At 40.7% G+C, this 13,428-nt stretch carries 7 protein-coding genes; 4 read left to right on the forward strand and 3 right to left on the reverse strand.

The genetic code is table 11. The annotated features are described in order from the left end of the window. Positions 1-50: 50 nt before the first annotated feature. From KO529_RS05060 to KO529_RS05070, 3 genes are all read right to left on the reverse strand, one after another. Entirely contained in the window at positions 51-3,146 is a 3,096-nt protein-coding gene (locus tag KO529_RS05060; protein ID WP_252734304.1) for a SusC/RagA family TonB-linked outer membrane protein, read from the reverse strand. Between the two features lie 583 nt (positions 3,147-3,729). Then, positions 3,730-5,430, reverse strand: coding sequence for a sulfatase (locus tag KO529_RS05065; RefSeq protein WP_215946809.1), 1,701 nt, complete (start codon positions 5,428-5,430; stop codon positions 3,730-3,732). A 306-nt stretch (positions 5,431-5,736) separates the two neighbouring features. Then, on the reverse strand, positions 5,737-6,777 hold the full coding sequence (locus KO529_RS05070; RefSeq protein ID WP_215946810.1) for a GntR family transcriptional regulator: 1,041 nt from the start codon (positions 6,775-6,777) through the stop codon (positions 5,737-5,739). 230 nt (positions 6,778-7,007) lie between these two features. On the opposite strand from KO529_RS05070, the gene KO529_RS05075 reads away from it, so the two are divergent. The 4 genes from KO529_RS05075 (at position 7,008) to KO529_RS05090 (ending at position 13,390) form a co-directional block, all read left to right on the forward strand. Next, positions 7,008-9,113 (forward strand): bifunctional aldolase/short-chain dehydrogenase, encoded by a 2,106-nt coding sequence (locus tag KO529_RS05075; RefSeq protein ID WP_215946811.1) that lies wholly within the window; start codon positions 7,008-7,010, stop codon positions 9,111-9,113. A gap of 88 nt (positions 9,114-9,201) precedes the next feature. Beyond that, positions 9,202-10,482 carry a TIM barrel protein gene (locus tag KO529_RS05080; RefSeq protein WP_215946812.1) on the forward strand — a complete coding sequence of 427 codons (1,281 nt, stop codon included), beginning with the start codon at positions 9,202-9,204 and terminating at the stop codon, positions 10,480-10,482. 9 nt (positions 10,483-10,491) lie between these two features. Then, positions 10,492-11,865, forward strand: a complete 1,374-nt coding sequence (locus tag KO529_RS05085) for an FGGY-family carbohydrate kinase (RefSeq protein ID WP_215946813.1) — start codon at positions 10,492-10,494, stop codon at positions 11,863-11,865. Positions 11,866-11,983: 118 nt separating this feature from the next. Beyond that, complete coding sequence (locus KO529_RS05090; RefSeq protein ID WP_215946814.1) at positions 11,984-13,390, forward strand: purine-cytosine permease family protein; 1,407 nt, start codon at positions 11,984-11,986, stop codon at positions 13,388-13,390. Positions 13,391-13,428: the final 38 nt, after the last annotated feature.

Consider the following 13,428-nt stretch of genomic DNA (forward strand, 5'->3'; position numbering starts at 1 on the left):
TTTTAAAATTTGTCGAAAGTGAAATAATTTTTGACATAATAGTTTTCGATTTAGAAGTTTAAATTTAAACCTAAACTAAATATACGTGGTACTGGATATCCTGAAATATCTACCCCGGAGGCAAGGTTTCCACCATCTCCCTCTCCATTGTTCTGTACACTAATTTCTGGGTTTGGTCCACCCCAATATTTAGTGAATATGTGTACGTTTTGAATTGATCCATATACTCGGGCAGACTTGAAATACTTGTCCATTTTTGGAATAGTATACCCTAAAGTTATATTACGGATATTGAAGTAGGAGGCATCCGCTACAAAACGGTCATTTATCCAGTCTCTTTCAATACCGGTAACATTACCACCACCTACAGTAGTTCCATAAAAGCCATCACCAGGATTCTCAACTGATCTAAAACGGTTTTCAACATCTTTTAAAAGATTGAATACCCCATCCAAGTTGGTTGTACTGTACAAATGTCTAACAAGCAATTCATTGCCATAAGATCCTGTACCTACAACAGAGAAATCTATATTACCATAGTTAATGGTATTGGTTATACCATAGTTGAAATCGGGAAATGGACTACCCATAATGGCACGGTCGTCGAAATCTCCTCCATTTGTGATTATGCCATCACCATTAACATCCAATAATTTAATACTTCCCACCGTAGAACGTCCCGGAACTTGGGGCGAGCTGTCCAAGTCTTGCTGGTTTAGGTAAACCCCATCGGATAGATGCCCATAAAATTGGCCAAAAGGTTCTCCTACTTTGGTAATGTGCCATCCACCTGGACCATAGACCCTGTCAATACCGTCAGCCAGTGCTACTACCTCATTTCGGTTGAAGGATATATTGGCGTTGGTGGTCCATCTGAATTTACCTGTGGTATTAACAGTGTTTATACCAAATTCATGACCCCAGAACTTTATTTCACCAATGTTGTCACTAAAGTTGGTAAAGCCTGATTCCCTTGGAACCTGCACATTGTACAATAGATTTGTCGTGTTCTTGGTATAATAGTCATAAACTAAGGATACCCTGTCACCAAATAAGCTTAAGTCCAATCCAATATCGAACTGTTTTGTGGTTTCCCATCCCAAATTGGAATTGGAGAGTGAATTAACAGCAGAACCTGGTGCAAAATCGTTTCCAAATACAGCGTTCACAGTATTGTCGATCAAAGCGTATTGGGTATAGTTACCTATATTATTGTTCCCGGTAACACCATAACTTGCCCGAAGTTTGAGAAGTGAAATGGATTCCACATTTTCTAGAAAAGCTTCGTCGGAAGCGATCCAACCAGCGGATACTGATGGAAAGGTACCCCATCTATTATCGGAACCGAATCTTGACGATCCATCACTACGAATAGAGCCTGTCAATAGATATTTCCCTTTGTAATTGTACGTAAGCCTAGAAAGAAAGGACACTAAGCTCCATTCCTGTACCTGGTCAAAAGTGCCACCTCTATTAATGTTTGCGGCTCCCTGAATATTGGGTAATCTATCATCTGCAAAATCACTTGCCGCAACCCTATTGCGGTCCATTCGATATTTTTGGTAAGTAAAACCTCCCAATAGAGAGAAAGTATGGTCACCAATGCTTTTGTTATAATTGACCGTGTTTTCGTTCAACCAAGAAAAAGTTGTCCTATCGTCCCAAACTGCCTCATTATTCGTCGGTATAGGACGGTTAATGGCATAGGTGGCATTGGTTGGACTGAAGTATTCATATTGTTCATTGTACAATTCAGCATTTAAACTGGATTTAATGGTAAGCCCTTCTATTGGTTCATATTCAATATACGCATTGGACAATAGGTTGACCTCTTTAGTGCCGTCCTGAATCCTTTCGGCAGAATTGAGCCAGTTGGCATAAGAGAAGATGTTACCAGTATTAGCCGGAAAACGGTTGAATTCCGTTCTGGTACCGTCCTCATTATAAATAGGCATGATGGGCCAAGTGTGCAAGGCATTGAAAAGAAGTCCTGTACCCCTGCTACCATCTGTTCTTGGAATATTGTCTATAATGTAATTTGGTGCTATATTCACTCCAATCCGGACCTTGTCCGATAAGCTGTAATCTAAATTTGCCCTTAATGAATATCGCTTATAATCTGAACTTAAGACCACACCTTCCTGGTCAAAAAAGCCTAGAATCACAGAGGTTCGCAACTTTTCTTTGTTGGAAGTAATGGTAAGATTGTAATTGGTCATTGGAGCAGTTCTGAGCATAGCATCATACCAATCATTGGTCTGGCCTTCATATTGGGAAGGGTTCTGGAAGATATCGGGCACAGGGTCGCCTTGATCCTCATAGTACTCCTTTTTAAATTGGGCGAATTCAACTGCATCCATCATTTCTATCCTTCCTCTATCAGGAACGCTCTGCATACCGGTGGAAACATTTAAACTTACACTTGTTTCACCGGCTTTTCCACTTTTGGTGGTAATCAAAACAACACCATTGGCTGCCCTTGAACCATAAAGAGAAGTGGAAGCGGCATCTTTCAAAATAGAAATATCCTGAATTTCATCCGGATTTATATTGTTGATCCCTCCGGAAATAGGGAAACCATCAACCACATACAATGGGTCGCTACCTCCAGAAACGGATAGTTGCCCACGAATACGTACGGACATGCCCTGTCCTGGTTTTCCCGTACTCTGATTAATCTGAACCCCTGGAATCCTACCCTGTATTTTTTGGGTAATCTGGGAGACCGGAATATCGGCAAGTTCATCGGCCTGTATAGTAGACACCGAACCTGTTACCTGTCTTTTAATCTGGGTACCGTAACCAACAACAACTACTTCATCAAGTGCAGCAGCATCTTCGGCCATGGTTACGTCTAATTGGCTTTTTCCGTTAATCGGAATTTCTTGGGCTGTAAAACCAATGTAAGTGAAAACCAAAGTGCTGTTCGCGCTGGGGGCAACAATACTGTAGTTTCCGTCAAAATCTGTTACTGTTCCCGTCGTTGTTCCCTTTACAACAACATTTACTCCCGGCAAGCCCATCGAATCGTCTGCCGATACCACAGTACCGCTTACCGTTACATCTTGTGCCAGCATTGTAATGCCATAAAGCATAGTTAAAAGGAATAGGAATTTCCGGGGAATCCTGTAAATTCTTCTTTTCATAATCTTGTATTATTTAGTTTAGTTTAATTAGTAATCCGTAATTATTTAAGAAATAACTAGGGATTATTCAAATATATACTTGTAAGTAGCCATAACTGTCCTGTACTATGCTGGTTTGTCCTGTTAAAATTTTAACATTGGGCGTATAATCCAATTTGTTAAAATTTTAACATGGTACATTAAATGTGTCAGCGGGTATATTTTATATTGAAAGGATTGATTTTTTTTACTGATAATGTTGGTATTGTTCAAGGGATATGTATTAGTTGAACTGGTGTTTGTGAAGGAGGCTTTGGACTCCAACCTAGGACTTTTAGTGAATAAATAATTCAATAACCCTAATCTTTTACCGACACTTGGGTTTATATACAAAGTGATCAATTCTTTGCAATGGAAAATACCTGGTCTTTTTCCAAGATATATCCAATGATTTATTGGTGCCATTACATGTGCGGCAGTGGAACTGGAGTAGGGAAGGAACCATATAATTGTGGTCAAAGGTTCCCAAAGAGTATTGATATATCTTTTAGAATTTATCAATAATGGCATTTGTCCTGTTACTGGTTAGAATACCGCCAAGAACTTACTGCTCTTTGTAATGGGTGAACAAATCATGGAAAGGCTCTTTCCTGACCTCATTGACCGGATTGTAATCTGGATTAACCGTTGGCCAGTACCTTTCGTCGATATTGATTTTTAGCCAGTCCATCAGTTTTTTGAACAAGGCTTCCCGCAATACAGTCTTGGTAGAAGCCAAATCGTTCTTTTCAAAGGGGTCTTCTTTAATATTGTAGAGATGAAACCGACCATACCAATCGAATATTAATTTATAATCTCCATCCCGAATTGCAGAATGTGGTGTTAGGGCATATGGCTCGTAAGGACTATTATAAATTACATTAAAAGGGTAGTGCCAGTAGTGGGTTTCCTTGCTATACGCCTTCTTACTGTTTTCGGGGTCTGAAAGTAGGGGCAGGACACTTTCCCCATCAAGCTTGTTGGTCTTGGCAATAGTTTTTGCATCATAACCCGTAGCTTCTAAAATTGTGGGATAAATATCGGTGCAATCTACGGGTACGTCTACCCATTGCCCTTCTTTGATCTTTCCTTTCCATCGAAAGACAAGGGGTACGCGGATTCCACCTTCGGTTACGCAGGCCTTTCCTCCTAAAAACGGACTGTTGTCCGTGCCTTCACCATTTGGGGTGATTTTAGAATCGATACCTCCGTTATCAGACATGAATACCACCAAAGTATTTTCGTCCAGACCGGTTTCTTGAAGTTTTTTTAGAATTTCACCTACTGATCTATCCAAACTTTTTATCATGGAAGCGTAGACTGGATCTTTATGACCATTCCATCCTTTGGTAGGCTTGTTCTCAAAATAAGCAACTTCATTTTCTTTGCCCTGATAGGGGGAGTGGATGGCAAAATGTGAAAAATAAAGGAAAAAGGGCTGCTCTTTAAGTTTTGATCTTTTGTCTATGTAATTTAGGGCCTGAACCGTCAAGTCGTCCGTTAGGTAATCCTCATTGGTCTCCTGACCGGAATCGCCTATTTCCGAATGTTCCTGTGGCATTTTTGGAAAGCGGTTCTTTTCTTTATTATCCCAGCTTTTTTTCCAATCATAATATACCGAGCCACCAGCGTCGAACCAGGCCAAGGGTTCAAACCCTTGGTCCGCAGGCTGGTATCCCTGTGCTCCGAAACCACCTATGTGCCATTTGCCAATAAAGGCAGAGTGGTAGTCCTTTAATGCCTCGGCTATTGAAAGTTCGTCCTTACCTTTATCATAAGAATTTCCGGTAGGTACTGCGGAATTGGAGGTGCCATTGTTCAATGCCTGCTCTATCAAAATATTATCTTTATGTTCCAATACATCATGGGCATAATATCCGTCAGGGACCGGTAAATTTTGATTGTAATAGGTTTCACGCGGGGGCATGGCGGTTGTAAAACCAAGTCTACCTGCATATTTTCCCGTCATGATACTTGCTCGGGTCGGAGAACATAACTGGTTGGCATAGCCCTGCGAGAAGGCAGTGCCTTCTTGGACCAATCGGTCAATGTTGGGTGTTTCATAATACATTTTGGAGGCGTCTTCTCCAGAAAATTTTTGGGCATAGGCCTGATTGTCCATAATACCATAATCATCCGCCAATATTAAAATTATGTTGGGTCTGGTAGAAGTCGCTTTTAGCTTGGACTTATCTTCCATTTTGGATTTGCACCCCATAAAAAGGATTGATAAAAAGCAAAAGACTAAGGTTTTGAAATGTGTCATATTGGTTGATTTGGAATAGTTTTAAAATATATATCCTACATTTAGTTTTTGGGCCCTGCTTTAGTTAGCCTTACCGGAACCGCCAAAAAAAAACTGAATACCCATAAGAGACCTACTCTTTGTTGGTCAGTTCTAATTAAAGGTTAAACTTACGTTGGTTATTTTAGGGAACTATCCTGTTGTATGCTGTTAAAAGGCAATAAGAAGTAACTTCATAGCTTATAAGGACCAATTGTGGTTCAAGACAATCGGTGTCCATTGGAAAGTTTAGTTGTTGATTTTGATAAGGGAGTTTCCTTAAAGGTCTTAAATGGAATTCCGGTCTATAAAATTAAACGGGTTTTTAATCTTTCCTTTTTCCTTGTTCAAGATCATTCTGGAGGCGGTTTCCCCCATTACCTTAAAATCTGTAGAAATAACGGTAATTCCGAGCAGTTCTTTTAAGGGCGTGTCGTTGTAGGAAATAACCCCTATCTCAACGCCTAAAATAAACTCTTTGTCCCGGATCTGGTTCACCAAACTTACCAAGTCGTTTTCTTCTATGGTAATAAAGAGATCTCCCTTTCTGAGGATGATGTCATCAAAAATTTCATCTAGAACCTCGAAATCTATTTTGTGCTCCACGCAAAATTTACGAAAGCCGTGCAAAATTCTTCTGGGATAAGGATAAACAGCATTTTCGGGATAGACCAGAATCAATTTTCCATATCGCGAGATCTTTGGCAACCCTTCTTTTAGGGCATTATAGATATCATTCTCAAAATCTTGATAGATTTCAATAAAATCCCCTTCAATTTCAAGTTTATTATTGTCCATCAAAACTAGTTTGTTCTTGGGAATCATATTGATGGCCTTAATGGCTTCATCGGTAGAACTAATGTGTTTAAGATCGTCTGTCTTAAAATGTGGCATAATGACGTAATAATCGTATGCGTTGATGTTCTTCTCTATTAAATTTACAAACAGGGAGTTGTCACAATGGTAAATGTGAAGATCCGTATGGGAGTTGCCCCCTATGGTATTTATAAACGAATTGTAAATGCGCATTTTATAGGCGCTCAACTTATTGATGAGGAAAAGAATATTGACCTTGGATATAAGTTTTGTTCTGGTTATGTAATAGCCTTTTCCCCTAATAGAGGTAATTATCTTACGTTCCTTTAATATCTGATATGCTTTTTCAACCGTATCACGTGAAAGCAGAAATTCCTCACTAAGGCTATTGATGGAAGGAATTTTATCATCGATCTTTAGGTTGCCATTGGAAATGTTGTTGATTACGGAATCTACTAGCTGCCTATATTTAGGGATCCTGGAATTTTCATCTATTTTGAGGTATTTGAACATATCTAAGCTAATCTATAATAATGGTAATATAAAATAATAAGTCTGCCGCTTTTGTTTATTCTTCAATAATAAGCTATTTAATTTTAAATTTATTAATAAAATAAAGCTCTTTTGGTTTCAGGAAGGTTGAAAAAATTAAAAAAAAATACTGGTTGCAGTACAGTACAGGATGCATACAGGAGAACTGTGCAATACTTTAGCAATCATAAAACTTTTGAAGCTATTAAATTATGAATCATTCCGTAAAGAATTTTAAATACGTTAATTATCTCTGGGAAGAGAGCAAGGCGGAGGCGCTGGGCGACGATCAGGTAGAACTGTTTCTTTATAGGTCCAATATTTTAGGGGCCGATCTTCGAATCACCAATTATGGTGGAGGTAATACCAGTTGTAAGACCGTTGAAAAGGATCCTCTGACCAATGAAGAGGTAGAGGTAATGTGGATCAAGGGTTCCGGTGGGGATATAGGTACTTTGAACAAGGCCGGTATCGCGGGATTATATACAGAACGATTAAGAAACTTGAAAAACGTTTATGGAGGTCTTGCGGATGAGGATAGAATGGTAGGTCTTTTTGATCATTGTATCTACGATCTGGAAAGTAAAGCTCCGTCCATAGATACTCCCTTGCACGGCCTACTTCCCTTTAAACATATAGATCATTTGCATCCCGATGCCTTGATAGCGGTAGCCGCGGCCAAGGATAGTGAAAAGGTGACCAAGGAAATTTGGGGAGATACCATGGGCTGGGTGCCATGGCAAAGACCAGGATTTGATCTAGGCCTGCAATTGGAAAAATGTTTGAACGACAATCCCGGTATAAGGGGAATTGTTTTGGGAAGCCACGGACTTTTCACCTGGGGGGATACCTCTTATGAGTGCTATATGAACAGCTTGGAGGTCATAGAAATGGCTTCAGAGTACATAGCTAAAAAGATTAAAGAAAAAGGCAGCATTTTTGGAGGACAAAAAGTTAAAAGCCTGCCCCAAAAGGAACGCGCTGAAAAAGCTTCTCAATTAATACCATTGCTAAGGGGACTTTGTTCTTCCGAAAATAGAATGATAGGACATTTTTCGGATAGTGATGTGGTCTTGGAGTATATCAATAGCAATGACTTGGCGCGCTTGGCGCCAATGGGTACTTCCTGTCCCGATCACTTTCTTAGGACCAAAATACAGCCTTTGGTATTGGATCTGGATCCTAATGAGGATCTTAGCGATGACAAAGCCGTATTGAAAAAACTGGAACCGGCCTTTGAGGCTTACAGACAAGGGTACAAAGACTATTATGATACCTGTAAAAAGGACAATAGCCCGGCCATGCGCGACCCTAACCCGGTTATTATAATTTACCCGGGTATAGGAATGTTCAGTTTTGCAAAGAACAAGCAGACTACGAGGGTTGCCAGTGAGTTTTATATTAATGCAATAAACGTAATGAGGGGCGCGGAGGCCATAACGGAATACACCTCTTTGCCAAGACAGGAAGCCTTTGATATTGAATATTGGTTACTAGAGGAGGCTAAATTGCAACGTATGCCGAAAGAACAGCCCCTTTCCAGAAAAGTAGCGTTAGTTACCGGAGCAGGTGGCGGAATAGGAAAGGCCATTGCTGATAAATTGGCAAAGGAAGGAGCTAACGTGGTATTGACAGATATAGCCGAAGATCGATTGAAGGAGGCCGTGGGTACCTATAAGTCGGATACTGCCAGTTATGCGGTTTGCGATGTTACCAAAAGTGAATCTATTGCGGAGGCTTATAAGAAAGCTTGTTTGGAGTTTGGCGGTGTGGATATTGTAGTGCATAGTGCAGGACTTGCCATTTCCAAGCCATTGGACGAGACCACCGAAAAGGATTGGGATATTTTACAGAATGTTCTAGTGAAAGGTCAGTTTGAACTTGCCAAACAGGCAGTTGCCATAATGCGCAAACAAGGTTTGGGAGGAGATTTTATAAGTATAGCCAGTAAGAACGGTCTGGTTTCCGGTCCAAACAATGTGGGATACGGGACCGCCAAGGCAGCACAACAACATATGGCCCGCTTATTGGCCGCAGAATTGGGCGGGGACAAAATCCGTGTCAACACAGTAAACCCGGACGGGGTTATCGTGGGCAGTAAGATTTGGGAAGGCGATTGGGCCGAAGGTAGGGCCAAAGCCTACGGTATTACCGTGGATGAACTTCCTGCACATTACGCCAAAAGAAATTTATTGAACGAAATTATTTACCCAGAGGATATTGCCAACGGTGTTTTCGCCTGTGTTGCAATCCTGGATAAGACTACGGGCAATATAATAAATGTTGATGGCGGTATGGCCAATGCATTTGTAAGATAGTTAGTAAGTTAGTTTGAGTTAGTTTTTTTTAAGACCTGTCAGGGTAGAGTACCAATTTCTGACAGGTCTAATTCTAATTGGGAATATAATGAGAATAGATAAAGAAAAAATACAGGAAAAGAACCAAAAGGATTTAAAATCGCACCAGGAAAAATTCGATTTCTTGTCGAATGTCCTTGTAAAGGATGGTTGTAATGTCCATGATATTATCAATAAATTAGCGGAATTTCAAGTAGCAATTCCAAGTTGGGCCCTGGGCGCAGGTGGAACCAGATTTGGGAGGTTTTCTTTTCAGGGGGAACCGTCCACATTGGAGCAAAAAATAGATGACGTGGGTATTTTACATGCCCTCACCCAGACGGCCGGTGCCATTTCCCTGCATATTCCTTGGGACATACCTCAAGATTATGAAGCCATAAAGCAGTTGGCCACTTCGCACAACATCGTTTTTGATGCGGTAAACTCCAACACCTTTCAAGATCAAAAAAACGCAAAGGAAAGCTATAGGTTCGGTTCGCTGAGCAATAGGGAGAAGGCGATAAGGGAACAGGCGGTCCGGCACAATTTGGATGTTATTGATATAGGCAACAAATTGGGTTCTAAAAGTCTTACGGTATGGTTGGCCGATGGATCCAATTTTCCGGGACAGAACAATTTTCAAAATGCTTTGCAAAATACCCAGGACAGTCTAAAGGATATCTATAGGGCCTTGCCGGAGGATTGGAAGTTGTTCATTGAATACAAACCCTATGAGCCAAATTTTTACAGTACCGTAATCCAGGATTGGGGAACCTCCTTCATGTTGGCCAACGAATGTGGCGATAAGGCATATACCTTGGTCGATTTGGGACATCATTTGCCCAATACCAACATTGAGCAGATCGTTGCCACTTTGATGATGAAGGGCAAATTGGGCGGTTTTCATTTTAATGATAGTAAATACGGGGATGATGATATTACCGTAGGCAGTATTAAACCTTATGCCCTCTTTTTAATTTTTAACGAATTGGTCTATGGGATGAACAATAATCCCCAAAATCCATACCCGGCATGGATGATAGATGCCAGTCATAATATAAAAGACCCCTTGGAGGATCTGATCCAATCTTTGGAAGCCATCCAGGAAGCATATGCCAAGGCACTTTTGATAGATCAGGACCAATTGAGAACGGCACAAATGGAAAATGACGTAGTTCGCTGTCAGGAGATACTTCAGAATGCCTATCGTACAGATGTAAGACCTTTGTTGCAGGAAGCAAGACGTAAGAGCGGTGGGGCACTTTCTCCCATAAATGCCTATCGTTCACTTAAGGTGAGGGAAAATTTGATCAACGTAAGAGGTAAAAACAGCATAGCTTCCGGATTATAATACAATCAAATGAAAGAGAAAGTAACGGCTGTATTCGATATAGGAAAGACCAATAAAAAATTCTTTCTATTCGATAAGGATTTTCAGGAAGTGTATAGGGAATATACGCGTTTTGAGAATATTAATGATGAGGATGGTTACCCAACTGAGGATTTGGAGCGATTAAAAACATGGTTGAAGGAGGTTTTTGACAGGATATTGGATGCCCAAAAGTATGATATTACCTCCATAAATTTTTCGACCTATGGTGCCAGCTTGGTGCATTTGGATGAAAATGATGAGGTGTTAACACCACTTTATAATTATACCAAGGAGATTCCTCATGATATTATAGACTCATTTAATGAAAAATATGGTCCGGAACTGGATTTTGCCGTAGCTACGGGTTCCCCAGTTTCCGGACTGTTGAATTCGGGAATTCAGCTGTACTGGCTGAAACATACAAAACCCGAAATCTATAAAAGAATCAAGTACTCCCTACATTTGCCCCAATATTTAAGTTTTGTCTTCACGGGTATACCGGTAAGTGAACATACCAGCATTGGCTGCCACACGGCGCTATGGGATTATACTAAAAAAGATTATCACGATTGGGTCTATCAAGAAGGGATTGACAAAATATTACCCAGGATCGTTTCTACCGAGACCAGTATCAATATGAACTATAACGGCAAACGAATTAAGATAGGTGTGGGGATACATGATAGCTCTGCGGCATTATTGCCCTATATACGCAGTGTTAAAAAGAAGTTTATATTGGTTTCCACAGGCACCTGGAGCATTGCTATGAACCCCTTTTCGGAAGAAGCGCTGAAAGATTCGGATATTGATAAAAATTGTATCAATTATATGCGGATCAATGGTAAGGCAGTGAAAGCCTCAAGTTTGTTTCTTGGTAATGAATACAAGGAGCAAGTTAAAAAGCTGTCCGAACATTTTCAGGTTCCAGTGGATTTTCATAAAACTGTCCCTTTTGATCACGATATATACCTGGAGATCCTTGAAAACTTTGAGCATATGTTCAAATGGACTAGCATTGTGGATAGGAATATGCCGCCAAAGACCAAAATACCATACGAAAACTATGCACACGCCTATCATCAACTAATGGTGGAACTTGTTTTGCTACAAGTGGAATGTATTAAAACAGTTAGTGGGAAGGATAACATTGAGAAGTTATATATAGATGGAGGGTTTTCGGATAATGACGTTTACATTCAACTTATATCTCACTATCTAAGAAATATGAAGCTAAGCACCACGGATTCCTCCTTGGGGTCGGCTCTGGGTGCGGCACTATGTATATCGGACGTAAGATTGAACTCCAAATTCCTTAGAAAGAACTACGCATTAAAGAAACATGTGCCCTTTATAATTCAATAATTAGTAGCATAAAGAAATTCAAACATTGATGAACCTACTCATTTTTTTTGACCTTAAGAAGTTAATCATAATAGTATATTTAACCAACCACCATAACCTAAAATAATAACCAACCACTATGAGCCAATTTAATATAGAAGAAGAAATAGAGGATATAGCAGGCGGAGAATTTGAGCGCGTACCAGTACCCACATCCAAACTGAAAAGTTGGAAGAGTTTTCTTGGGATGTATGCAGGGGAACATGCCGCAGGAACCGAATTTGTAATTGGACCTTTGTTCCTGACAACAGGGGTAAGTGCCTTCGATCTTATTGTAGGACTTCTGTTAGGGAATCTCTTGGCCGTACTCAGTTGGCGTTTTCTGACAGCAGAAATTGCCGTAAAGTACAGGTTGACCTTGTATTACCAATTGGAAAAGATCTGTGGCAAAAATTTGGTTACGGGCTATAATTTGGCCAATGGAGTGCTTTTCTGTTTTTTGGCAGGTTCCATGATCACGGTTTCGGCTACAGCGGTGGGAATTCCCTTTAATATGGAAATGCCCAAGCTTACGGATACCATGCCCAATGGTATGACGTGGGTTATTATTGTTATTGCCCTTGGTGCGGTAATTTCATTGATAGCCTCCAAAGGCTACGAAACTGTTTCCAAAGCCGCAAACTGGATGTCCCCTGTGATAGTGCTGGCCTTTTTGGCCTGTGGAATAGTAGCCTTAAATCAGTTGGGGGTAGGTAGTATATCGGAATTTTGGAATATATGGGGTGAGGGTTCCGATCCTTTTCCAGGGCAGATCAAATATACCTTCTGGCATGTTGTTATTTGGTCCTGGTTCGCCAATGCGGCCATGCACGTGGGAATGTCCGACCTATCGGTATTCAGGTTTGCGAAAAAGGCAAGTAGTGGATGGACCACGGCAGCGGGTATGTATGTAGGGCATTATATGGCTTGGATAGCAGCAGCGCTGTTATATGCCGTTTATTTAAAATCACCAGAAGCCCAGGGACTCCTGGCAAATGGAGAGGCACCCACGGTTGCGCCGGGACCATTGGCTTACAATGCCATAGGTGTCTTTGGAATAATTGCTGTGGTCTTGGCAGGATGGACTACAGCCAACCCAACTATATACAGGGCAGGACTGGCATTTCAGGCCATAGTACCTAAACTATCCACTTTTTGGGTTACCATAATTGCCGGGACCTTGGCTACAGTAGCTGGCCTTTTTCCGGCCTTTGCAATGAAATTACTTGGTTTTGTAGCCCTATACGGGTTTATATTGGCTCCTTTCGGTGCCATTATCGTGTTCGAACATTTTTTCCATAAGCAGGCAGGAATCGTTAAGAATTATGCCGAAGTGGCAAATTTAAAATTTAATAAGGCCGTGTTTTTTGCGTGGGCTATAAGCTTTGGACTGTTCTATTTTATATCCGTTCAATTTGATGTATTTCTATCCTTTGTTACCTTACCGGCATGGCTCCTTTGCGGTGTGCTGTTTTTGGTCTTTAGCAAAAGGATGCAAAAGAGTTGAATTAATGCTATAGGGGTTCCAAATAACTTGGGGAGCCT

This window comes from Arenibacter algicola (assembly GCF_018860365.1).
Classification (GTDB): domain Bacteria; phylum Bacteroidota; class Bacteroidia; order Flavobacteriales; family Flavobacteriaceae; genus Arenibacter; species Arenibacter algicola_B.

Coding starts and splice junctions, on each gene's coding strand:
- KO529_RS05080 (WP_215946812.1), top strand. CDS start 9,202: ATGAGAATAGATAAAGAAAAAATACAGGAAAAGAACCAAAAGGATTTA.
- KO529_RS05090 (WP_215946814.1), top strand. CDS start 11,984: ATGAGCCAATTTAATATAGAAGAAGAAATAGAGGATATAGCAGGCGGA.
- KO529_RS05065 (WP_215946809.1), bottom strand. CDS start 5,430: ATGACACATTTCAAAACCTTAGTCTTTTGCTTTTTATCAATCCTTTTT.
- KO529_RS05060 (WP_252734304.1), bottom strand. CDS start 3,146: ATGAAAAGAAGAATTTACAGGATTCCCCGGAAATTCCTATTCCTTTTA.
- KO529_RS05070 (WP_215946810.1), bottom strand. CDS start 6,777: ATGTTCAAATACCTCAAAATAGATGAAAATTCCAGGATCCCTAAATAT.
- KO529_RS05075 (WP_215946811.1), top strand. CDS start 7,008: ATGAATCATTCCGTAAAGAATTTTAAATACGTTAATTATCTCTGGGAA.
- KO529_RS05085 (WP_215946813.1), top strand. CDS start 10,492: ATGAAAGAGAAAGTAACGGCTGTATTCGATATAGGAAAGACCAATAAA.